Here is a 22,359-nt window from a genome sequence, read left to right as displayed (position 1 = left end):
TTTCGATCACGGTGCGATGGGCAAGGGGGCGGCCGTGGATGTTCGTTACCAGTTGCTCGACCGGATCGGCGTGGGCGGCATGTCGGTCGTCTGGCGTGCCCATGACGAGGTGCTCGGCCGCGACGTCGCCATCAAGGTGCTGTCGGCGGCCGCCGCGCCGGATCCGGCCCAGCTCGGCCGGATCCGCCTGGAGGCGCGCGCCGCGGCCGGGCTGCGGCACCCCAACATCGTCGGCGTCTACGACTACGGAGAGTCGTCGGGTGAGCCGTACATCGTGATGGAACTGGTCGAGGGTGAGACCCTGTCGTCCGTGCTGGCGCGGCAGGCCCTGCCGTGGCGGACGGCGGTGCTGATCTGCTCCCAGGTCGCGGCCGCGCTCGCCGCCGCCCATGCGCGGGGCGTGGTGCACCGGGACGTCAAGCCCGGCAACGTGATGGTGACCTCCGACGGGGTGAAGCTGCTGGACTTCGGCATCTCGGCCGCCGCCGGCGCGGTCGACGAGATGGACGGTGAGGTGCTGGGTACGCCCGCGTACCTCGCCCCGGAGCGGCTCGACGGCGGCCCGGTGCGGCCCGCGAGCGACGTGTACGGCCTCGGCCTCCTGCTGCACCGGTCCCTGGCCGGGCGGATGCCGTGGCACGCGGCCACGGTGACGGAGATGGTGCGCGCCCACGTGTACACCGAGCCGGGCCCGCTGCCGCGGATTCCCGGGCTGCCCCCGGAGGTCGCCGATCTGAGCCGGCGCTGCCTGGCCAAGCGGCCGGAGGACCGCCCGGACGCCGCGGAGGCGGCCCGCGTGCTGACCGAGGCCGCGGGGCTGGCGCCACTGACGCTCGTGCCGGGCCGGGGCGACGAGGAGGACCCGGCCACGGTGGCGATGCGCCCGCCGCTGACCCGCCGCCGCCGGGCCGCCCTGCTGGCCGCTGCCGTCGTGGTGCCCGCGGTGGCCGCCGCGTCGGCGATGTGGCCGTCGGGCGGCCCCGCGCCTGCGCCCGCCGAGGCCGCGCCCGCGACCTCCGCCGCCGGCCCCGCGCCGCGGCATTGCGCCGTCCGCAACGCCTGCGAGCCGAAGGGCGACACGGCGCCGGTGTCGAAGCAGACCCGGCGGGACGTCCGTACGTCCACTCCGATCATCAGGACCGCGGCGGTGGTGAAGCCCGCGAAGCCCACCCGCGTCCACGAGCCGGCCGAGAAGCCGAAGAAGCCCCAGGCGCCGAAGAAACCGAAGGCGCCGAAGCCGGTCGGCAAGAAGAAGGGCTGAGCCGGACTTTCGTACGCGGCGGGGAAAGTTTCTTCGCCGGATGGAGAAGTTTCTCAATATCGAGGGTTTCCTTTGTCCCGGGCGCTGGGTTAGCGTCGCTTCACGTAACACGGGCGACACGTCGTGTTATCGCTGAGCGCGCCTCTGTCCGCATACGGGAGGGATGCTGCATGCGTACCGGAATCTGGTTGATGGGCGCACGCGGCTCCGTGGCCGTGACCGCTCTGGCCGGCGCGAGCGCCCTGCGGGCCCGGCTCGTCGAGGCCACCGGCTGCGTCACCGAACTCCCCGAGCTGCGCAGCCCCGCGCTGCCCGCCTGGTCCGATCTGGTCCTCGGCGGGCACGACGTGGTCACCCTGCCGGTGCTGAAGAAGGCGGAGGCGCTCGCCGCCGCCGGGGTGCTGCCCGGCCGGCTCGTGACGGCGCTCGCCGACGAGCTGGTCCGCGCCGAGCACGACCTGCGTCCCCTGCCCGCGGCCGCCACCCAGGCGGAGACGGCCGAGCGGATCCGCGCCGACCTGCGTGACTTCCGCGACCGCCACGACCTGGAACGGGTGGTCGTCGTCAACGTCGCCACCACCGAGCCGGTCACCGCGCCGCACCCGGCCCACGAGTCGCTCGCCGCGCTGGAGGACGCGCTGCGGCAGGAGGGGACTGTGCTGCCGGCCAGTGCGCTCGCCGCGTACGCCGCCTTCCGCGCCGGATGCTCCTTCGTGGACTTCACCCCCTCGACCGGCGCCCGCCTGCCCGCCCTCGCCGAGCTGGCCGCCCGCGAGGGGCTGCCGTACGCCGGCAACGACGGCAAGACCGGCGAGACGCTGGTGAAGTCCGTGCTGGCGCCGATGTTCGCGCTGCGCCACCTGCGGGTCACCAGCTGGTCCGGGCTGAACCTGCTCGGCGGCGGCGACGGGGCGAACCTCGCCGACCCGGGCGCGAACGCCGCCAAGGTCGCCAGCAAGCAGCGGGTCCTGGGCGACGCGCTGGGCTACGTGCCGGAGGGCACCAGCCGCATCGACTACGTCGCGGAGATCGGCGACTTCAAGACCGCGTGGGACCTGATCACGTTCTCCGGATTCCTCGGCACCGGCATGCGCATGGAGTTCACCTGGCACGGCTGCGACTCGGCGCTCGCCGCGCCGCTCGTGCTCGACCTCGCCCGGCTCACCGCCGCCGCGCACCACGCCGGGCACGCCGGGCCGCTGCCGCAGCTGGGCTTCTTCTTCAAGGATCCGCTCGGCGACGGCCCGTCCGCGCTCGCCGAGCAGTGGGCCACCCTCGCCGGCTTCGTCGCCGGGCTGACCCGATGAAGGCGCCGCTGCGGACCCTCGCCGAGCTGGTCCGCGCGCCGGCCGCGCTGTCGGTGCCCGGTGACGTCGTGGCCGGTGCCGCCGCGGCGGGCACGCTCGGCGCCCGCAGCGCCGGACTCGCGGGCGCCTCGGTGTGCCTGTACTGGGCCGGGATGGCCGCCAACGACTGGGCCGACCGGGACCTCGATGCGGTGGAGCGCCCCGAGCGGCCCATCCCGTCCGGCCGGATCTCCGCCCCCGCCGCGCTCGGCGTCGCCGCCGGGCTCACCGCCGCGGGCCTCGCGCTCGCCGCCCGGGCCGGGGGAGCGCGGGCGATGGCCGTGGCCGTACCGCTCGCCGCCGCCGTGTGGGCCTACGACCTGAGACTCAAGAACACCGCCGCCGGGCCCGCCGGGATGGCCGCCTGCCGCGCCCTCGACGTCCTGCTCGGCGCGAGCGCCGGCAACCCCGTGCGCGCGGTCCCCGCCGCGACGGCGATCGCCGCACATACGTGGACCGTGACCGCCCTGTCCCGGCACGAGGTCGCGGGCAGCCCCGGCCGGCACCTGCCCGCGGCGACGCTGGCCGCCACCGCCGCCGTGACCGCCGCGACAGCCGCCGGGGGAGCGGTTCCGGCCGTCCTCGCCGGTCAGTACGCCGCCGGCTGCGGCCGGGCGCAGGCGAAGCTGCTCATCGACCCGGCCGCGCCCCGGGTACGGGCCGCCGTCGGCGCGGGCATCACGGCCCTGCCGGCGCTGCAGGGGGCGCTGACCGCCCGCGCGGGACGCCACCTCACCGGCCTCGCCGTCGCGGCCGCGGCCCCGCTCGCCCGGCTGCTCGCGCGGAAGATCTCCCCGACATGAGCACCCTGCGGTACGGCTACGGCACGAACGGCTTCGCCAACCACCGCCTCGCCGAGGCCATCGCCGTGATCGCCGACCTCGGCTACTGCGGGGTCGCGCTCACCCTCGACCACGACCACCTCGACCCGTACGCCTCCGGCCTGGCCGGGCGGGTCACCGCGGTCGCCGACCAGCTGCGCGACCGGCACCTCGGCGTGGTGATCGAGACCGGCGCCCGCTACCTGCTCGACCCGTGGCGCAAGCACGCGCCGACGCTGCTGCACGACGACCGCAAGGTCCGGCTCGACTTCCTGCGCCGGGCCGTGGCGATCGGCGCCGACCTGGGCGCCGAGGCTGTGTCGTTCTGGGCCGGCGTACGCCCGCCCGAGGTGGCCGAGCGCACCGCCTGGTCCCGCCTCGTCGACGGCTGCGCCGAGCTCACCGCGGCCGCCGCCGGCGCGAAGATCCCGCTCGGCTTCGAGCCCGAGCCCGGGATGCTCGTCGAGGACCTCGCCGGCTGGCACCGGCTGCGCGCGGAGCTGGGCGCGCCCGCCGCATTCGGCCTGACCCTCGACATCGGGCACGTGCGCTGTCTCGAGCCCGGCCCGGTGCCGCAGGTCGTCGCCGAGGCCGTGCCGTACCTGGTCAACGTGCAGATCGACGACATGCGGCGGGGCGTGCACGAGCATCTCGAGTTCGGCCAGGGGGAGATCGACTTCCCGCCCGTGCTGCGCGCCCTCGTCGACGGCGGCTACCGCGGGCTGGTCGCCGTCGAGCTGCCCCGGCACTCGCACGCGGCGCCCACGGTGGCCCGGGAATCCCTCGCGTTCCTGCGGGCGGCCGAGGCTTCCGGGGAGGGGGCGGAATGACGCCCGACGAGCTGCGCGCCGTGGTGGCGGCCGTACCGGGCCGCGCCTGGCTGGACGAGGCCGAGGCGCAGCTCCGGGCCAACCCCGACGACGCCGGGCCGTTGTTCGCCCGCGCCGGACGCAAGCTGGGCCGTCAACCGTTGCCCGACCGTCCCGGGTGGACACCCGCGCTGGCCGGGCGGATCCTGCTCCTGCTCGCGCTGAGCGACGCCGAGCGCACCGCGCAGCTGTACTGGCAGGGCGACGCCGCCGAACGCCTCGCGGTCCTGCACGCCCTGCCCCTGCTCCCGATCGGGAACGGCGGGGTGCCGCTGGCCGAGGACGCCCTGCGCACCAACGACACCCGGCTCGTCGCCGCCGCGCTGGGGCCGTACGCCGCGCACCTCGACGCCGCCACCTGGCGTCAGGGCGTCGTCAAATGCGTGTTCATGGGCATCCCGCTGAGCGTGGTCGACCGCCTCGACGACCGCGCCGACGCCGGGCTGACCGCCATGCTGGCCGCCCTCGCCCGCGAGCGCGCCGCCGCCGGGCGCCGTATGCCGGCCGACGCCCTCGCGCTGCTCAACCGGCACCTGCTGCGCAAGGAGGACTGATGCGCGTCTTCGACCCCCACATCCACATGACCTCGCGCACCACCGACGACTACCGGGCGATGGCGGCCCACGGCGTGCAGGCGGTGGTGGAGCCGGCGTTCTGGCTCGGCCAGCCCCGTACCAACCCGGGCTCGTTCGCCGACTACTTCGACTCGCTGCTGGGCTGGGAGCCGTACCGGGCGTCGCAGTTCGGCATCCGGCACCACGCGACGCTGGCGCTCAACCCCAAGGAGGCCAACGATCCGCGCTGCAGGGGCGTGCTCGACCTGCTGCCGCGCTACCTCGACAAGGACGGCGTGGTCGCGGTCGGCGAGATCGGGTACGACTCCATGACCCCGGCCGAGGACGAGGCGTTCGCCGCCCAGCTCGAGCTGGCCGTCGAGTACGAGCTGCCCGCCCTCGTGCACACCCCGCACCGCGACAAGGCCACCGGCACCAAGCGGACCCTGGACGTCGTCGCCGCGTCCGGAATCGAGCCCGGGCGGGTGGCGGTGGACCACCTCAACGAGGTCACCGTCGGCCTGGTGCGCGAATCCGGCTGCTGGATGGGCTTCAGCATCTACCCCGAGACGAAGATGTCGCCGCCGCGGATGGTCGAGATCCTCAAGGAGTACGGCACCGAACGGATGCTGGTGAACTCGGCCGCCGACTGGGGCCACTCGGATCCGCTGCTCACCGTGGAGACCGGGCGGGCCATGCTCGCGGCCGGGTTCACCGCCGACGACGTCGACCTCGTGCTGTGGCGCAACCCGGTCGCGTTCTACGCCCAGTCCGGGCGCCTCGACCTCTCCGACCTCGACAAGCCCGACACCACGTACGCCGGCAGCTCCATCGCGCGGGGAGGCAGCTGATGCGGCTGAGCCACCCCGGCGGGCAGACCGTGCACCTGTCGTACTGCACCAACGTGCACGAGGCCGAGAACCTCGAGGGGATCCTCGAGCAGCTCGACACGTACGCCGTGCCCATCCGGGAGCGGCTCGGCGCCGACGTGCTGGGGCTCGGGCTGTGGCTCGCCGCGCCGGTCGCCGCCGGGCTCGCCTCCGACGTCGCCGACCGGCAGCGGCTGCGCAAGGCCCTGGACGCGCGCGGGCTCGAGGTGGTGACGCTCAACGGGTTCCCGTACCAGGCCTTCCAGGCGCCCGTGGTCAAGCACGCCGTCTACCAGCCGGACTGGACCACGCGGCACCGGCTCGCGTACACGATGGACCTGGCCCGGGTCCTGTGCGACCTGCTGCCCGCCGACGCGGCCCGTGGCTCGATCTCCACGCTGCCGCTGGCCTGGCGCGAGCCCTGGGACGCGGCCCGCGCGAGCGCCTGCCGCCGCGCCCTCGACGAGCTGGCCCGCGGGCTGCACGGGATGCCCCGGCCGATCCGGGTCGCGTTCGAGCCCGAGCCCGGGTGCATCATCGAGAACACCGCGGAGGCCGTGGCGCTGCTCGGCGAGGCCGACACCTCCGTGCTCGGCGTCTGCCTCGACCTGGCCCACCTCGCCTGCGCGTGGGAGGAACCCGCGCTGGCCCTCGGGCGGCTGCGGGAGGCCGGGCTCCCCGTGGTCAAGACGCAGATCTCGGCCGCGCTGGCCAGCACCGACCCCCGCCGCGACGCCGCGGTGCTCGGCGAGTACGTCGAACCCCGCTTCCTGCACCAGACCCGGGGCCCGTTCGGGCTGTCCGCCGACGACCTCGACGAGGCCCTGGCCACCCCGGGCGCCGACGAGCAGCCGTGGCGGATCCACTACCACGTGCCGCTGCACGCGCCGCCCGTACCGCCGCTGCAGACCACCGTCGGGGTGCTGGTCAGCGCCCTGCGCGAATTGCTGTCCGGCGACAGCCCGGAGTGCGACCACTTCGACGTCGAGACGTACACGTGGCATGTGCTGCCGCCGGCCTCGCGCCCGTCCGGACCGGCGGAGCTGGCCTCCGGGATCGCCTCGGAACTGTTCTTCGCCCGCGGCCAGCTGACCGCCCTGGGCCTGTCGTCCTCGCAGGAGGTGTCGCCGTGACCCCCGTGGTCGTCCTCGACGTCGTCGGCCTCACGCCCCGGCTGCTGCAGCACATGCCGCGGCTGGCGCGGCTGGCCGAGACCGGTTTCCGCGCGCCGCTGGGCACCGTGCTGCCCGCGGTCACCTGCTCGGCGCAGTCCACGTTCCTCACCGGCGAGCTGCCGTCCGGGCACGGCATCGTCGGCAACGGCTGGTACTTCCGCGACCTCGGCGAGGTGTTCCTCTGGCGCCAGCACAACGGGCTCGTCGGCGGGGAGAAGGTGTGGGACGCGGCCCGTGCCGCCGTCCCCGGCTACACGGTGGCCAACGTCTGCTGGTGGTACGCCATGGGCGCCGACGTCGACTGGACCGTGACTCCGCGGCCGGTCTACCACGCCGACGGGCGCAAGGACCCCGACTGCTACACGTACCCGCCGCAGCTGCACGACGAGCTGACCGCGAAGCTCGGCACGTTCCCGCTGTTCAGCTACTGGGGCGCGAACGCGGGCATCGCCTCCTCCGCCTGGATCTGCCGGGCCGCCGAGCAGATCATGGCCGCGCACGACCCCGACCTCACGCTCGTCTACGTCCCGCACCTCGACTACGACCTGCAGCGGTACGGCCCCTCCTCGGCGCGGGCCGCCGCGGCGGCGGCCGAGCTCGACGTCACCCTCGGGCCGCTGCTCGCCGCGGCGGCCGCCCGCGGCGCGACGGTCGTCGCCCTGTCCGAGTACGGCATCACCGACGTCTCCCGCCCGGTGCACGTCAACCGCCTGCTGCGCAGCGAGGGGCTGCTCAACGTCTACACCCAGGCCGGGATGGAGTACCTCGACCCGTGGACGTCGCGCGCCTTCGCCGTCGCGGACCATCAGGTCGCCCACGTGTACGTCCGCGACCCCGCCGACGTCCCGCTGGTCGCCAAGCTGTGCGCCGGGCTGGGCGGCGTCGAGCAGGTGCTGGGCCGCGCCGAGCAGGCCGCGCACGGCCTCGACCACGACCGGGCCGGTGAGCTGGTCCTCGTCGCCGAGCCGGACGCCTGGTTCACCTACTACTACTGGACCGACGACGCGGCCGCCCCCGACTTCGCCCGCCTCGTCGAGATCCACCGCAAACCCGGGTACGACCCCGCCGAGCTCTTCTTCGACCCGGCGGGCCCGGCCGCGGCGAAGGGCCGGGCGGCGCTGGCGCTGCTGCGCAAGAAGATCGGCATGCGCTACACGATGAGCGTGGTCGGCCTCGACGCCGGCGCCCGCGCGGTCCGCGGCTCGCACGGGCGGCTGCCCACCGACCCCGGCGACGCACCCGTGCTGCTCTGCTCCGACCCCGCCGCGGCGAGCGACCGGATCGCCGCCACCGAGGTGAAGGGTCTGCTGCTGCGCCTCGCCGGGCTCTCCTCATGACCGTCGAGGCGGCCACCGGCACCGACGCGGCGGGGCTCGCGCGGCGCTGCGAGTCGGCGCTCATCGCGTACCTGGACCGGCAGCGGCCGCACTGGCCGGACGGCACGCCGCGCGGGGTGCTCGACGCCGTACGCCGCTTCGTGCTCGCCGACGGCAAACGCCTGCGCCCGATGTTCTGCTACTGGGGCTGGCGCGGGGCGGGACAGCCGGACGGCCAGCCGATCGTGGTGGCCGCGGCGGCGCTCGAGCTGTTCCACGCGTTCGCGCTCATCCACGACGACATCATGGACGGCAGCAACCTGCGCCGCGGCCAGCCGACCGTGCACCGGCACTTCGCCGACGTGCACGTCCGCCACTCCTGGCGCGGCGAGGCCGCCCGGTACGGCCAGAGCGCCGCCCTGCTCTGCGGCGACCTCTGCGCCGCCTGGGCCGACCACATGTTCCACGAGTCGGGGCTGCCGGTCGACTGGATCCACCGCGGCTACCGGCTCTTCACGGTGATGCGCACCGAGGTCATCGCCGGGCAGTACCTCGACCTGGTCTCCGGCGTGGGCGACGGCTCCGTCGCGGGCGCCCTCACGGTGATCCGGATGAAGGCGGCGCGGTACACGGTGACCCGTCCGCTGCAGATCGGTGCGGCCCTCGCCGGGGCGCCACCCCGGGTGCAGGCGGCGTTGCAGGCCTTCGGCGACCCCCTCGGCGACGCGTTCCAGCTGCGCGACGACGTCCTCGGCGTGTTCGGCGACCCGGTCGTCACGGGCAAGCCGGTCATCGACGACCTGCGCGAGGGCAAGCCCACGGTGATGATCGCCATGGCCCGCGACCGCGCCGACCGGGGCCAGGCCGCGCGCATCCGCGACCTCTTCGGCAACCCGGATCTCGACGACGCCGGCGCGGAGGAGCTGCGCTCGGTGATCGTCGGCACGGGCGCGCTCGAGGGCGTCGAGGACCTCATCAGCCGGCGGGCCGCGGCGGCGACCGCGGCGCTGGACAACGCCCCGCTGACGGCCGAGGCCCGCGAGGCGCTGACCGCGCTGGCGTCGTCGGTCATCGCGCGCCGCCGCTGACGTCCTTGTGCCCGCGCACCGGGCGTTCCAGAATCGGCTGTGCGTGCGGCCCGCCTGATCAACCTCGTCCTGCTGCTGCAGGCCCGCGGCACCCTCACCGCGGCCGAGCTGGCCGCCGAGCTCGAGGTGTCGGAGCGTACGGTCTACCGCGACGTCCTCGAACTGTCCGCGGCCGGCGTGCCGGTCTACGCCGAACAGGGCCGCGCCGGCGGGTACCGGCTCGTCGGCGGCTACCACACCCGGCTGACCGGGCTCAGCCGCGCCGAGGCGGAGGCGCTGTTCCTCGCCGGTCTGCCCGGCCCCGCCGGCGACATGGGCCTCGGCGAACCGGTCCGCGCGGTGCGGCGCAAGGTCCTCGCCGCGCTGCCGCCGGGCCTGCGGGAGGCGTCGGAACGGGCCGGGCAGCGCTTCCACCTCGACGCCCCAGGCTGGTTCACCGACGCCTCGCCGCCGCCGCTGCTGGCCGCGCTCACCCGGGCGGCCTGGCAGGACGAGGTCCTCACCCTGCGATACCGGCGCGACGAGGAGGTCACCCGCACGGTCGAGCCGTACGGACTCGTGCTCAAGAACGGCGTCTGGTACCTGGTCGGCAAGGTGGGCGCGGACCTGCGCTCGTACCGGGTGGACCGGGTCACCGCCGCCGAGCCGACGGGGGAGACGTTCGAGCGTGATCCCGCCTTCGACCTGCCGTCGTTCTGGGCCGCTCGGGCCGCCGAGTTCGTCCGGCGGATGCTGCGGGACACCATCACGGTCCGGCTCAGCCCGTACGGCCTGCGCGCGCTGCGCCACGTCGCGGAGCCCGTCGCCGTGCAGGAGGCCACCGCGGCGGCCGGCGAACCGGGCCCGGACGGGTGGGTCCGGACCCGGCTGCCGGTCGAGTCGCTCGACGTCGCGTACTCGTACCTGCTGCGCCTCGGCCCGGACGCCGAGGTGGTCGAGCCGCCCGAGCTACGCGCCCGGCTCGCCGAGGCCGCGGCCCGGACGGCGGCGCTCTACCGGTAACCGGTCACGTCGGCCGGCTTGCCCGGGTCCTGCACCTCGACCAGGTACCGCCACGCGTCCGGCCGGCTGCCGTCGAGGTCGGTGAAGCCGTACACCTGGGCGAGCTCGCCGCTGGACACCGACCGTCCGTTCCACCGGGCCCGGTCCGGGTCGGCGGCCAGCGCGGCGACCGCCCGGCCCACGTACGCGGGAGTCTCCGAGATCGCGAAGTGCGGTTCCTTGCGGGTGGCGTCCCGCCAGTTCGCCTCGGTGACGCCGTAGTTGTCGAGCATCATCTCCGAGCGCAGCCAGCCGGGGGTCAGCGCCACCGCGGTAGCCCCGTGCTCGGCCAGCTCCTTCGACCACGCGAACGCGAGCCGGTTCACCGACCACTTCGCCAGGTCGTAGAAGACCGACAGCCGGTAGTTGACCTCGTTGTACGCCGTGGTGCCGTCCCCGATCTCCACCACCAGCCCGCCCGGCTCGCGGATCAGCAGCGGCAGGGCGTACCGGCTGGTGATGATGTGCGTGTCGACGGCGAGCCGGAGCAGGCGCAGCCCGGGCTCGAGCGGCTGCTCCCAGACCGGCTTGTGCCACGTGGTGAGCGGGTCACCGCCCCACACGTCGTTGACGAGGACGTCCAGCCGGCCCTGCTCGGTGTCGATCCGGCGGACCAGGTCCTCCACCTGCTCCGGCACCAGGTGGTCGACGGCCACCGCGATGCCGGTGCCGCCGGCCGCGGTCACCAGCTCGGCGGTCTCCTCGATCGTCTCGGGCCGGTCCATCTCGGAGCGCTGCGCCCGGGTGCTGCGGCCGGTGGCGTACACGGTGGCCCCGGCCGCGCCGAGCTGGACGGCGATCTGCCGGCCGGCGCCGCGGGTCGCCCCGGCGACCAGGGCGACCCTGCCGGTGAGTGGTTGCTGTGTCATACGGCCGATGCTTGCCGCAAAACCTGACAACCCGTGTCTGCTTTCCCGGACGTGTTGTCAGCGGCCGCGCCGGCCGAGGTGCCGCCGCGCCCGCGCCTGACCCCGCGAGAACCGCCACGACAGCGGCGATCGCCCCGGGAAGCCCCGCCGCCGGGCCGGTCGCGGCTGCGGATAGCCGCCCCGGCTGACGCTGCGGCGCGGCGCCAGGCCGTGCCACGGCCGGACCGTGACCTGCAGGACGCCGGCGTGCGGTGCCGGGAAGGGACGCCCGTGCCGGTACGGGCACCGCAGCGCTGCGAGGGAGGCGGATGGAGTGCTGACCACTGATGAACCTCATTCTGCTGGGACATACACGTGCGGAGACGACGCTCCGCGGTGGGGCCGCGGAGGCGGGATGCCTGTGCTCGGGAGTCTCAGCTGAGGTACATGCCGGCGACGCTAGCAGCGTGCCGCCGTACGGCTCCACCCATTACCCGCCGGCCGGCAGCGGTGACAGACTCGGCCCGTGGAGATCGAGGATGCGCAGCAGCTCTGGAGCCCGGAGCCCGGGTGGCTCAACACGGCCAGCTACGGCCTGCCGCCGCAGCCCGCGTGGGACGCGTTGCAGGCCGCCCTCGCCGACTGGCGCGTGGGCGCCGTCAGCTGGGAGGGCTGGGGCGAGGCGACGACCGCGGCGCGGGCGGCGTTCGCACGGCTGACCGGGGTGACGCCCGCCGACGTCGCGGTCGGTGCGCAGGTGTCCCAGCTGATCGCGCCGGTCGCGGCGGCCGTCGCGGACGGGTCCCGGGTGGTCGTACCGGACATCGAGTTCACGTCGAACGTCTTCCCCTGGATCGCGCAGGGTGACCGGCTGCGGGTGACGCCCGTACCCACCGGCCGGCTGGCGGAGACCGTCGCCGACGGCTGCGACGTCGTCGCGTTCTCGCTGGTCCAGTCGGCGACGGGCGAGGTGGCGGACTACGCGGGCATCGTCGGGGCGGCCCGGGCCGCGGGCGCCATGGTGGTCGTGGACGCCACGCAGGCGTGCGGGTGGCTGCCGTTCGACGCGGGCCTCGCGGACGTGGTCGTGGTGGGCGGATACAAGTGGCTGATGGGCCCCCGCGGCACGGCGTACGCCTACCTCAGCCCCCGCGTCCGCGACGGCATCCGCCCGATCGCCGCGGGCTGGTACGCCGCGGAGGACGTCCACGGCTCCTACTACGGCGGCCCGATGCGGCTGGCCCCCGACGCCCGGCGCTTCGACATCTCCCCGGCATGGTTCAGCTGGGTGGGCAGCGCGGCCGCGCTCGACGTGATCGAGCGGATCGGCGTCCCAGCCATCCACGACCACGACGTCGCCCTGGCCAACCGCTTCCTCGAGGGCCTCGGCCGGCCGCCCGCCGACAGCGCGATCGTCACGGTCGACGTCCCGGACGCCCAGGCGAAACTGGCGGCGGCGGGCGTACGCGCGGCCGTACGGGCCGGCCGTGTCCGCGCGTCGTTCCACGTCTACTCCACCGAGGTTGACGTCGACCTGGCCCTGAAAGCCCTGACCGTCTGATCGAGGCCGCCCGCCGGGGCATCATGGGTACGTGTCGCCGCGCCGTCGATTGCTGCTGGTCGTGGCCGCCGCGGTCGTCGTGGCGGTGCTCGCCGTGGCCGGCGTGCGGCTGTTCGGCGGCGACGACGACAGCGGCGTACGGCCCGACCAGGCCACGCCGGGCGCCGTGCTGCTGGTCCCCGGGTACGGCGGCAGCCGCACCGCGCTGTCCCGGCTGGCGGACCGGCTCGCCGCGGAGGGGCGTACCGCGCAGGTCGTCACGCTGCCCGACGGGGGCACCGGCGACCTGGTGAAGCAGGCGCAGACGCTCGACGACGCCGTCCGGGCCGCGCTGGCCGCCGGGGCGCCCTCCGTCGACGTGGTGGGGTATTCCGCCGGTGGGGTGGTGACCCGGCTGTGGGTGGACCGGCACCGCGGCGCGGAGGTGGCGCGGCGGGTGGTGACGCTGGGGTCGCCGCTGCACGGGGCGCGGATCGCCGGGGCGGGTGCCGCGCTGGCGCCGGATGCGTGCCCGCCGGCGTGCCGGCAGCTGGCGCCGGGCAGCGCGCTGCTCGACGAGCTGGGCGACGAGGATCTGCCGCGGGGGCTGCCGTGGCTGTCGATCTGGACGCTGAACGACGAGACCGTGCAGCCGCCGGAGTCCGCTCGGCTGGACGGCGCGATGAACGTACCCCTGCAGAGCGTCTGCCCGCAGCGGCAGGTCTCGCACAGCGGCCTGCCCACCGACCCGGCCGTGACCGCCCTGGTGCTCGCCGCGCTCGGCACCGCGCCGCTCGCGGTCCCGGGGGCGTGCCCGGTCAGTTGACGACGTCGCGGGTGAGGAAGTTCGCCCACGCCATGCCGAGCAGCACGACGAGGTAGACGAGCTGGATGCCGGCGCCGCGTTCGATGTCGCGCCAGAGCACCGGGTCGCGGAAGAAGTCGATCCAGGCCAGCCAGTAGCGGGTCGGCAGGTACGGGCGCACCGCCGCGGCCGCGTCCAGCGTGACCAGGACCTGGCTGGTGACCAGCACCGCGAGCGCACCCATGGCCGCGCCCAGCGCCGAGTCGGTGACCGTGGACAGGAACAGCGCGATCGCCGCGACGCTGAGCATGCTGATCACGATGTACGCGACCGTGCCGAGCATCCGCAGCGCCAGCCCGGCCGGGGTGATCGTGACCCCGGACAGCGAGGTGACGTCCGCGGGCAGCGCCACCCCGGCCGACGGTTGCGACCCGAACAGCGCCAGGCCCGTCACGTACGAGGTGAGCAGCACCGCCACGATCGCGAACAGCACGAACACGACGAGCGCGATCAGCTTGGCGGCCAGCAACCGGGTGCGGCCGACCGGGCGGATCAGCAGGTAGCGCAGCGTGCCCGTGGTCGCCTCGCCGGCCACCGCGTCGCCGGCCAGCACCGCCACCGACACCGGCAGGAACACCGGCATGACCAGCGCCATCGCCGCGGCCGGGTACAGCGCACCGTTGCTCAGCACGGCGGACAGGAACGCGCCGCCCTGCCCGGGCGGCGGCGGCACCCGCGTGGTCGCGAGGAAGATCGCGACGATCAGGGGCAGGGCACAGAGCAGACCCGTGATCACGTACGTCCTGGGCCGGCGGAACAGCTTGGCGAGCTCGACCGCGATCACGCCGCCTCCACCCGGTCGGCGCTGGTCGTGGTCAGGTCGAGGACCACCTGTTCCAGCGATCGGCGCTCCGGCCCCAGCTCGGTGACCCGGATGCCGGCCGCGACCAGGTCCGCGTTGAGCGCGGCGGGGTCGGCGTGCCGGATGGTCAGCGTCGTCCCGTCGCGGCCCTCGACCCGGCCGTCGAGCAGTGCCACCACACGCTCGGGTTCCGGGGTGGCCACGACCACCCGCCCGGTCGGCTCGCGCAGCGCGGCCAGCTCGTCCTGGAGCACGAGCCGGCCGCGGTCCATCACCCCGACGCGGGTGCAGAAGGCGTCGATCTCGGCGAGCAGGTGGCTGGAGAGCAGCACCGTGGTGCCCTGCGCGTTCAGCTCGGTGAGCAGGTCGCGGACCTCGCGGATGCCGCGCGGGTCGAGACCGTTGGTGGGCTCGTCCAGCACGAGCAGCCGGGGCCGGCGCAGCAGCGCGGAGGCCAGCCCGAGCCGCTGGCGCATGCCCAGCGAGTACGCCCGCACCGGCCGCCGGTCCACCCCGGCCAGCCCCACCCGCTCGAGAGCCTCGTCGACGCGGCGGCGCCGGTCCCGGCGGCTCCCGCCCGGCCCGGCCGCGTCGAACAGCCGCAGGTTGGCCCGCCCGGACAGGTGCGGATAGGCCCCCGGCCCCTCGACCAGGGCGCCGATGTCGGGCAGCACCTCGCCGACGCGGCGCGGCACCGGGCGGCCCAGCACCTCGATCTCCCCACGGGTCGCGAACACCAGCCCGAGCAGCATCCGTACGAGCGTGGTCTTGCCGGAGCCGTTCGGGCCGAGCAGCCCGTACCGGTCACCCTCGCGCACGTCGAGGTGCACGCCGTCGACCGCGGTGAGGCGCCCGTACCGCTTGGTCAGGTCGCGGGTGACGATCATGCGGCCCCTCCGGCGAGCTCGGCGGCGACGCGCCGCAGCAGCGCGGGCTGGACGAGGCCGGCGACCAGGTACGTCCGGTCGGCGCGGACCGCCAGCACGGTGAGCAGGCCGGTGGACAGGATCGCGGCCTCACCCTGCGGCACGGTCACGGCCTGGCCGAACGCGCGCAGCCGCCCGTACGTCCGGTAGCCGAGCCGGCCGGGCAGCGCCACCACCACGAACCGGGCCAGCCCGGCGCCGTACGCCCCGGCGGCCCCGACGGCCGTGGCCTCGCGCGGCGACCCGGCCAGCCGTTCGGGCAGCCCGCCGACGCCCAGCCGGTCGATCGCGCCGAGGATGTCCGAGGTGTCGGTCACGGTGAAGCCCATGCCCGCCACGGGGGCCGGCGGCGTCAGCACCGACGCGTCCGGCGTGCGCAGGTGCACCTCCAGGAACCGGGTGACGAACACCGGCCGGCTGCCGCCCCGGGCCGTGACCTCCACCTGCAGCGGCAGCCCGGTGCCCGGGTCCGCCCACAGGTCCACGTGGGCCACCGTGGTGTCCGCGCTCGCCGGCACGATCCGCAGCCCGGCGGCGGCGAGCCCGGCCACGCGCTTGCCGGGGAGCGGCGTGAACCGGTCCGCGGCGGCCAGCCCGAGCAGCCGGGTGCCCAGGGCCGGCGGGGTCACGTCGGCGCCGCGCGGCAGGCGGACCGGCTGGGCGCCGGCGATCCGGGTGAGCTGGTTCTGCCCGTAGTCCCAGGCGTACTGGGCGTCCGGGGTCTGGTACAGGTCCCGTTCCGCGGCCTCGTCGACCACGTCGACCCGCCAGCGGTCCGGGGCGGCGTACCAGGTGCGCAGCTCGGTCGTGCCGGTGACCAGGGCCGTCACCTGCTCCAGGTCGGGCAGGGCGGGCAGGGGAAGCAGGCCGCTGCTGAGCGCGTACCCCTCATGGGCCTGACGCCCGGACGCGGCGATGCGCTCGCGCAGCGTCGCGAGGCCGACCTCGGCGGCCCGGACCGGCCGCAGCCCGGCCAGCACGGGCAGGCTGCCCAGCACGGCGACAACGGCCAGCACGACGACCCACCGCCGGCGAGCCTGCGCGGAGACGACGGTACGGTGCGCGCCCATGGTCCCGCCAACGTACCCGGCGAACCGCCCGCCATGCCCTTACGGCGAAAGCCGCTGCGCCCAGTACACCTGCCCGTCCGGCCCCACCCCGATCAGCACCAGCAGCACATCGTCGAGGGTGACCGGCGCGGACATGACCGCCTCCTGCGGCCGCGCCCGCGGGTCCGCCGGGTGCAGCACCGCCGCGAACGTCACCGGCGAGGCGTCCGCATCCGCCGTGATGAAGTCGCCCGGGCTCCGGAACGATCCGTCGATCTCCCGGGTCCCCGCCCGGGCCAGCCAGTCGTAGCGGCCGGCCGCGGCGTCGAGCGTGTCGTCCGAACCGGAGCCCACGCTCTCCGGCCGGGGCGAGGTCACCGAGAGGAAGCCCGGCAGGGCCATCGTCCGCCGGTCCAGCAGCACCAGGCGGAACGACCCGCCCGCGGGCGCCGACGCCGGGACGGTCCAGCTCACCGTGCCGAGCAGGATCTGATCGCCCTTGCCGGAAACCTCCACATTGACCGGCCGCAGAGCGGCCGCGGCGGTGGCCTGGTCGACCAGCTCCAGGGTGGTGCGGGTGCCGAGGGCCTCCGGAGGGTACGGCGCCCGGCCGTGCCACCACCGCCACCCGGCGATCGCGGCGACCCCGGCGAGGAGCACGACGACACTGACGATCAGACCCCTACGCCCCCGCATGCCGGGCAGTGAATCACACGGCCGCCCGGTTGGGTGACGTTCCGCTGCGGTCAGTGGCGAACGCTGTCTGGGCGCCGAAGTCCGGCGCGCAAACTCGCGCACACTGCCTTGAGGCGTTGCGGCCCGCCGCGCAAACTTGACCACGACGCACCCGCGATCGTCCAGGGAGGCTCACGATGTCGCTTCGGTTCATCGGCAAAGACCCAGGAAGCCCGGACGGCGGGTCGCCGACGATTTGGGTCGACGATGAGGACGGCAGCATCGTCGTCCAGGGCTGGAAGATCGAAGACGCGAGCACGCTGGCGGCCATCCAGTCGGCCCGCCCGGTCCCGGAGCATGAGACGGTGCTTCGGCTGCCGGGCCGAATGATTCCCTTCCTCCAGGAGGTCTGCAATGCCAGGGTCGACAATCGCCGACCTCTTGAAAGCGTCGGCCCGTTCGGCAATTCATCTTGAGCTTCGTGACTGGTACACGTTGGACGATCCGGACTGGCGAACATGGCGTGCCGGGCAGCAACCCGACGTTCCCGTGACGCGCGCAGGGTGGTCCGGCATGGTCCGGGAGATCACCGGGCGAGGTGTCTCCGTCCGACGGCTTCGCGTCGTCTCGGAGCCGATTTCTGCCTACGTCCAATACGAATACGACATCACTCAGGCGCACAACGTTGCGGCCGGCGAGGACGTTCGCTGGCTTCCGCGTCGTACCGCATCGGAGTTGTTCCTCCCGCCAACTGATTTTTGGGTCGTTGATGAGGTGACGACCTTCAACCATTTCGACGGTGACGGGAATTGGGTTGAAGAGGACCTGAGAAATGATGACGCGCTGGCCAAGCGCCTCACCGAAGTCTTCGACACGGCTTGGGCGCTGGGCGTGCCGCATGCCGACTATCGACCTGTCACGAGTTAGCAGAGTTGCCCGCATCGTCATCGTCAGCCGCTCAGGAGGCACGGGAAGCCCTCGGTCGACGGCTGCGAGATGTTCGCCAGGAAGCCGGCCTGACGGCACGCGATCTCGCGCGTCTCATGGGTCGCCACGGATCGAAGGTGTCGCGGATAGAGCATGGATCGGCGGCACCGTCCGAGGACGACATTCGCGCATGGTGTCGGCACTGTCATGCCGAGGACCGGACAGCAGATATCATCGCGTCGCTCCGCGCCGTGGAGGGTATGTGGGTCGAGTGGCGACGTATGGAACGGAATGGCCTTCGACGTGCTCAAGTGGCGCGCCTTCCGCTGTATCAGCGAACGCGGCAGTTCCGCATCTACACGCCGAACATCCTTCCTGGAATGCTCCAGACGAGGGCGTACACGGCCGCGATTCTCGCGGCCATCGCTCGGCGGCGCGGCGTACCCGATGACCTCGATGACGCGGTTGCCGCGCGCATGGAGCGGCAGCAGGTTCTGTTCGACTCGCGTCGTCGCTTCGCCTGCCTGGTCGAAGAATCCGCCCTCTTGGCCGGCATCGGCGGAACTGACGTCATGGTCGGCCAGCTCGGACATCTGATCTCAGTCTCGGCGCTGCCTAACGTCAGCCTGGGCGTCCTACCCTGGCGACCTGATCGTGATGCCGCTTGGCCCGTTGAGGCTTTCTACATGTTCGATGACGAACAGGTCGCCGTCGAGTTGGTCTCAGGACACCTCACGGTCACGCAGCCCCGCGAAATAGCCATGTATGCACAAGTATTCACCGAACTTGCCGACGCTGCGGTCTACGGTGCCGCCGCTCGGTCGCGGATTATGGCTGCTATCAGCGTGATCAGCGAGTAGGGAATCGCCCCGCAATTTCGCGCACACTCGTTGAGTGGTAATCGCCTCAATCCTAACTTCGTCTGTGTGACCCAGGTGAGGAAGGACGGTGATCCGCATGGCACGACCCATCCTGGTCGGGCCGGTGCATCGTCGGGATTGGCGCGGGACGTTCGGCCGGCGGTGTCGGTGTGGTCTGCGTTGGCGGTGTCCGGACGCCGGCACATTGCCGCCCGAGGCCGAACCGGCGTCCGCTCGCGCGGTGGGCGTGTGCGCCGTCCAGCGGCCGGCCAGGGCCTCGGACGACCTGGGGGAGCGGTCAGCGGGTGCCAACGCCGGGCGCGCCGGCCGGCTCACGCTGGCAGGCGCGTGGCGTGCGGGCAACGGCCGGCGGTGGGCGCGATGACGACGGAAGATCTCCCGATCGTGGTTCCAGTGGGCGTGGACACGATGCGGTGGCCGCTGCGGGCGAGCCTGATTCGCTGCGCTGAGTGCTACCTGGAGTTGTACGCGGGCGGGATAACCGAGCTCACCGAGCTTGCCGAGGTAGTGGCGGAGCATGTGCAGAAGTGCCGGGGACGGGCGTCCTGAAACGACGAGTCCCCCCGGCACTTGCTCACCGGCCGCCTCGTTGCGCTGACGGGATCAGGCCACCGTCTCCATGGTGGGCGAGTCGACGCGTTGCGGCTGTTCGCGGCGGGAGATGCGCAGCCACACCACGAAGCCCCACACCACGAACCCGGCGTAGACCGCGTACAGGATCGCCGAGGGGTAGTAGCGGAAGTGCAGGAGCTCCGGCACCCCGATCAGGTCCACCGCGAGCCAGCAGAGCCAGAAGTCGACCCAGCCGCGGGCCATCGCGTACGTGGCCAGGATCGAGCCGACGAAGATCCAGGAGTCCGCGAGGTAGTACCACCACGGGACCGGGAAGCCCGCACCGACCGCGCGGAACACGTAGAAGCACAGGATCACCGCGGCCAGCGCGAGCGGGATGAAGACGGCGCGCTGCGCCCTGGTCGCCCAGCGGGGCGTGACCGCGGCGCCGCCCGGTGCGTGCCGGTTCTGCCGCCAGCGCCACCAGCCGTAGACGCTCGTGGCGATGAAGAAGACCTGGCGGGATGCCTGGCCGTAGAGCGGGGTGCCCTGGTCGTTGCCGAGCGCCTGGCCGAGGAAGACAGTGAACAGCAGCACGTTGCCGACGATGCCGACGGGCCACGCCCAGGCGTTGCGCCGCAGGCCGAACAGCGCCGAGCCGAGGCCGAACGCGTTGCCCACGATCTCGCGGTAGTAGATCGCCTGGTTGTCCGTGACCTGCCATTTGGCGTCGTAGAACGACGTGAGCAGGGTGTCGAGCCAGTGCATCGGGGTCCACCTCCACAGGTCAGCGAAGGTGCACGCCGGGGAGCGACCGCGCACGCGGATGTTCGGGCGTCCGCGTGCTGCCTCCCTTCCGGACTTTCACCGTCGGTCCCGGAATTCCACCGGGTCAACCGGCCGCCGGCTGCGGTCGGGTCGCGGACTGTCACCGCCGGTTCGGACTTTCACCGACCCCGGAGCACGCTGAACGTTGGTGCTGATTCGGATCGTAGTACCGCCCGCCGCCGGCGCGGCGGCAAGCGATGAACGCCACAGTCGCCCCCGGGAGGGCAGACCTGCCCAACGAGGCGGCGGGCCCACGGTGACGGCCCGGGCGGGATGCTGACGCTTCCTGACAGATCGGGCGTACGCCCATTGCCGGGCACCCGCATCGACGGCCACCATCGGCCGCGCCCTGACGAGGAGAAGCGGGAAGGACACACCGGCGGATTGAACGGCGACCTGGCAACGATGGACCTCAGCGGGCGGTGCGTGGGCAGCTCGTACGTGCTCATCTGCCCGGTCGGGCAGGGCGCCACCGGCGTCGTGTGGCGCGGCCTGGAGAGCACCTCCGGCGATCAGGTGGCCGTGAAGCTGCTGCACGAGGGGCTGCTGCGCCAGCCGAAGCTGGTCACCCGGTTCGTGCAGGAGCGCTCGATCCTGAAGATGCTGCGCCACGAGCACATCGTGGGCGTCCGGGACCTGTTCAGCGTGGGGGAGTCGCTGGGACTGGCGATGGACTTCGTCGGCGGCGGCAGCCTGCGGCAGCGGCTGCGGGGCGCCGCCACGCTGGCGCCCGCCGAGGCGGCCCGGCTGCTCGCGCAGGTGTGCGCCGCGCTGGGGCAGGCGCACTCGCTGGGCGTGGTGCACCGCGACGTCAAGCCGGACAACATCCTGCTGCACGGCGACGACGAGCGGCCGGACGTGAAGCTGACCGATTTCGGCATCGCCCGGGTCCTGGACACGCCGGGCGTGACGACGCCCCATGCGGTCATCGGTACGCCGTACTACATGGCGCCCGAGGTGATCAGCGGCGGCGACGCGACCCCGGCGGCGGACGTGTACGGCCTCGGCATCGTCCTGTACGAGCTGGTGACCGGGCGGACGCCGTACACCGGTGAGCCGTTCGCCGTGCTGCGCGGGCATCTGGACGAGGTGCCGGAGCGCCCGGCCGGCATGCCCGAGCCGGTGTGGACGGTGATCTCGTCCTGCCTGGACAAGGACCCGGCGCGGCGCCCGGCCGCGGGCGAGCTGGAGCGGATGCTGCACGAGCTCCGCCGCGACGTCGCCGACGCGCCCGCGATGCCCGCCCGGCCCTCCGCCCCCGAGCCGTTCCCCGCGGACGAGCCGGTGTCGCGGGTGCATGCGACGCCCGCCGCGGCGCCGCGTCCCTCCCGGCCGAAGCGGCGGCCGCCGAACCGGCCGGCCAGCTGGGCCTGGGGCCGCCGGGCGGCGCTCGTGGCGCTCATCGGCGGCGCGCTGACCGCGTCCGGCGTCAGCGGCTACCGGGCGTGGCAGAGCAGCCAGGACGCGGCCGCCGCCACCACGGCGGTGGCGCCTCGGGAACCGGTGATCGGCGCGGGAAGCGCCCCGGCGCCCAGGTCCCGGGCGGCGCTCGGGGTGCCCCGGCCGGGCTCGCCGACCGGAGGCGCCACCGCCGCCGCACCGTCGCCGTCGCAGCGGGAGTCCGGCAGCACGGCGGCGGCGCGGGTGTCGGCGGGCGTCCGGCTGCCGGGCGGTACGGGCTCCGCCGGCGTCGAGGCCGGGTTCGGGCCGTACGAGTGCGGCGAGGCCTTCACCTGGGACGTCGGGCACCCCGTGCTCGCCCAGCCCTGTCACGCCCTGGGCGGCAGGGTCCGGGTGAAGGGCCGCATCGAGGCGACGCCGGGGGTGCAGGCCGACGTCACGCTGACCGTCCAGGATGCCCGGACGGGAGAGGTGGTCGCCGGGCCGCACACCTGCGAGGGGCTGATGTTCACCGACTCGGCGGTGCAGCACACCTGCGGGCCGGTGGATCTCGCGGCGCCGCGCGGCGGCCGGTACGTCGTGGTGGAGAGCTGGCGCTACACCGGGCGGTCGCTGCTGCCCGGCGGCACGACGCGCGGCGCCGAGTTCGACTGGTGAGCCGCGGGCCGTTGCCTTCGCATCGTGCGACATCTATGGTTGGCAACCATCCACCGTATTTCCCCGAC

General features: G+C 74.0%; 24 protein-coding genes and 1 riboswitch. Of the genes, 17 read left to right on the top strand and 7 right to left on the bottom strand.

Annotated elements, in window-relative coordinates:
* Window positions 1-34 precede the first annotated feature (34 nt).
* The 10 genes from IT780_RS02050 (at window position 35) to IT780_RS02005 (ending at window position 10,301) form a co-directional block, all read left to right on the top strand.
* Entirely contained in the window at window positions 35-1,261 is a 1,227-nt protein-coding gene (locus tag IT780_RS02050) for a serine/threonine-protein kinase (protein ID WP_307830998.1), read from the top strand.
* Window positions 1,262-1,431: 170 nt separating this feature from the next.
* The gene (locus IT780_RS02045) at window positions 1,432-2,568 is read left to right on the top strand and encodes an inositol-3-phosphate synthase (protein WP_199509614.1); all 1,137 of its coding nucleotides are present in this window, start codon (window positions 1,432-1,434) and stop codon (window positions 2,566-2,568) included.
* Entirely contained in the window at window positions 2,565-3,410 is an 846-nt protein-coding gene (locus IT780_RS02040; protein WP_199509613.1) for an SCO3242 family prenyltransferase, read from the top strand. Before IT780_RS02045 ends, IT780_RS02040 begins: the two co-directional genes overlap by 4 nt.
* Window positions 3,407-4,258 carry a sugar phosphate isomerase/epimerase family protein gene (locus IT780_RS02035; protein WP_199509612.1) on the top strand — a complete coding sequence of 284 codons (852 nt, stop codon included), beginning with the start codon at window positions 3,407-3,409 and terminating at the stop codon, window positions 4,256-4,258. Before IT780_RS02040 ends, IT780_RS02035 begins: the two co-directional genes overlap by 4 nt.
* Window positions 4,255-4,851: an EboA domain-containing protein gene (locus IT780_RS02030; protein ID WP_199509611.1), complete on the top strand. Its 597-nt coding sequence runs from the start codon at window positions 4,255-4,257 to the stop codon at window positions 4,849-4,851. The genes IT780_RS02035 and IT780_RS02030 overlap by 4 nt, the downstream gene beginning before the upstream one ends.
* Entirely contained in the window at window positions 4,851-5,702 is an 852-nt protein-coding gene (locus IT780_RS02025; protein ID WP_199509610.1) for a TatD family hydrolase, read from the top strand. The genes IT780_RS02030 and IT780_RS02025 overlap by 1 nt, the downstream gene beginning before the upstream one ends.
* Entirely contained in the window at window positions 5,702-6,853 is a 1,152-nt protein-coding gene (gene eboE, locus IT780_RS02020; protein ID WP_199509609.1) for a metabolite traffic protein EboE, read from the top strand. The genes IT780_RS02025 and eboE overlap by 1 nt, the downstream gene beginning before the upstream one ends.
* Window positions 6,850-8,232 carry an alkaline phosphatase family protein gene (locus IT780_RS02015; protein WP_199509608.1) on the top strand — a complete coding sequence of 461 codons (1,383 nt, stop codon included), beginning with the start codon at window positions 6,850-6,852 and terminating at the stop codon, window positions 8,230-8,232. The genes eboE and IT780_RS02015 overlap by 4 nt, the downstream gene beginning before the upstream one ends.
* Entirely contained in the window at window positions 8,229-9,299 is a 1,071-nt protein-coding gene (locus tag IT780_RS02010; protein WP_199509607.1) for a polyprenyl synthetase family protein, read from the top strand. Before IT780_RS02015 ends, IT780_RS02010 begins: the two co-directional genes overlap by 4 nt.
* 39 nt (window positions 9,300-9,338) lie before the next feature.
* A complete protein-coding gene (locus IT780_RS02005) occupies window positions 9,339-10,301 on the top strand; it encodes a helix-turn-helix transcriptional regulator (protein ID WP_199509606.1) in 963 nt (320 codons plus the stop codon).
* Here the strand turns inward: IT780_RS02005 and IT780_RS02000 are convergent.
* On the bottom strand, window positions 10,292-11,209 hold the full coding sequence (locus tag IT780_RS02000) for an SDR family oxidoreductase (RefSeq protein ID WP_199509605.1): 918 nt from the start codon (window positions 11,207-11,209) through the stop codon (window positions 10,292-10,294). The two genes, IT780_RS02005 and IT780_RS02000, sit on opposite strands and share 10 nt — an antisense overlap.
* A gap of 57 nt (window positions 11,210-11,266) precedes the next feature.
* Window positions 11,267-11,533: a hypothetical protein gene (locus tag IT780_RS01995; RefSeq protein ID WP_199509604.1), complete on the bottom strand. Its 267-nt coding sequence runs from the start codon at window positions 11,531-11,533 to the stop codon at window positions 11,267-11,269.
* Window positions 11,534-11,714: 181 nt separating this feature from the next.
* Here IT780_RS01995 and IT780_RS01990 point away from each other — a divergent pair, with 181 nt between their 5' ends.
* Complete coding sequence (locus IT780_RS01990; RefSeq protein WP_199509603.1) at window positions 11,715-12,749, top strand: aminotransferase class V-fold PLP-dependent enzyme; 1,035 nt, start codon at window positions 11,715-11,717, stop codon at window positions 12,747-12,749.
* 31 nt (window positions 12,750-12,780) lie between these two features.
* Window positions 12,781-13,554, top strand: a complete 774-nt coding sequence (locus tag IT780_RS01985; protein ID WP_307830997.1) for an esterase/lipase family protein — start codon at window positions 12,781-12,783, stop codon at window positions 13,552-13,554.
* Here IT780_RS01985 and IT780_RS01980 read toward each other — a convergent pair.
* The 4 genes from IT780_RS01980 to IT780_RS01965 are packed head-to-tail and all read right to left on the bottom strand — an operon-like array spanning window position 13,547 to window position 17,066.
* Entirely contained in the window at window positions 13,547-14,377 is an 831-nt protein-coding gene (locus tag IT780_RS01980; protein ID WP_199509602.1) for an ABC transporter permease, read from the bottom strand. The genes IT780_RS01985 and IT780_RS01980 overlap by 8 nt on opposite strands.
* Window positions 14,374-15,282, bottom strand: coding sequence for an ABC transporter ATP-binding protein (locus IT780_RS01975; protein WP_199509601.1), 909 nt, complete (start codon window positions 15,280-15,282; stop codon window positions 14,374-14,376). The genes IT780_RS01980 and IT780_RS01975 overlap by 4 nt, the downstream gene beginning before the upstream one ends.
* Window positions 15,279-16,391: a LolA-like protein gene (locus IT780_RS01970; RefSeq protein ID WP_199509600.1), complete on the bottom strand. Its 1,113-nt coding sequence runs from the start codon at window positions 16,389-16,391 to the stop codon at window positions 15,279-15,281. Before IT780_RS01970 ends, IT780_RS01975 begins: the two co-directional genes overlap by 4 nt.
* 39 nt (window positions 16,392-16,430) lie before the next feature.
* Window positions 16,431-17,066, bottom strand: coding sequence for a hypothetical protein (locus IT780_RS01965; protein WP_199509599.1), 636 nt, complete (start codon window positions 17,064-17,066; stop codon window positions 16,431-16,433).
* A gap of 176 nt (window positions 17,067-17,242) precedes the next feature.
* On the opposite strand from IT780_RS01965, the gene IT780_RS01960 reads away from it, so the two are divergent.
* The 4 genes from IT780_RS01960 (at window position 17,243) to IT780_RS01945 (ending at window position 19,402) form a co-directional block, all read left to right on the top strand.
* The gene (locus IT780_RS01960) at window positions 17,243-17,521 is read left to right on the top strand and encodes a hypothetical protein (RefSeq protein ID WP_199509598.1); all 279 of its coding nucleotides are present in this window, start codon (window positions 17,243-17,245) and stop codon (window positions 17,519-17,521) included.
* Entirely contained in the window at window positions 17,460-17,972 is a 513-nt protein-coding gene (locus IT780_RS01955; RefSeq protein ID WP_372443590.1) for a DUF6879 family protein, read from the top strand. Before IT780_RS01960 ends, IT780_RS01955 begins: the two co-directional genes overlap by 62 nt.
* A gap of 89 nt (window positions 17,973-18,061) precedes the next feature.
* Window positions 18,062-18,832 carry a helix-turn-helix domain-containing protein gene (locus tag IT780_RS01950; protein ID WP_307831032.1) on the top strand — a complete coding sequence of 257 codons (771 nt, stop codon included), beginning with the start codon at window positions 18,062-18,064 and terminating at the stop codon, window positions 18,830-18,832.
* Window positions 18,833-19,213: 381 nt separating this feature from the next.
* Entirely contained in the window at window positions 19,214-19,402 is a 189-nt protein-coding gene (locus tag IT780_RS01945; RefSeq protein ID WP_199509595.1) for a hypothetical protein, read from the top strand.
* Window positions 19,403-19,456: 54 nt separating this feature from the next.
* On the opposite strand, the gene IT780_RS01940 is transcribed toward IT780_RS01945, so the two are convergent.
* Window positions 19,457-20,173 carry a nicotinamide mononucleotide transporter family protein gene (locus IT780_RS01940; RefSeq protein WP_199509594.1) on the bottom strand — a complete coding sequence of 239 codons (717 nt, stop codon included), beginning with the start codon at window positions 20,171-20,173 and terminating at the stop codon, window positions 19,457-19,459.
* A 70-nt stretch (window positions 20,174-20,243) separates the two neighbouring features.
* Window positions 20,244-20,374: riboswitch (FMN riboswitch) on the bottom strand.
* 132 nt (window positions 20,375-20,506) lie between these two features.
* Between IT780_RS01940 and IT780_RS01935 the strand changes: the two genes are divergently transcribed.
* Complete coding sequence (locus tag IT780_RS01935; RefSeq protein ID WP_199509593.1) at window positions 20,507-22,291, top strand: serine/threonine-protein kinase; 1,785 nt, start codon at window positions 20,507-20,509, stop codon at window positions 22,289-22,291.
* Window positions 22,292-22,359 lie beyond the last annotated feature (68 nt).

The organism is Nucisporomicrobium flavum, from assembly GCF_016464385.1.
Lineage (GTDB): Bacteria > Actinomycetota > Actinomycetes > Mycobacteriales > Micromonosporaceae > Actinoplanes > Actinoplanes flavus_A.
This window is presented reverse-complemented; position numbering and strand designations above follow the sequence as displayed.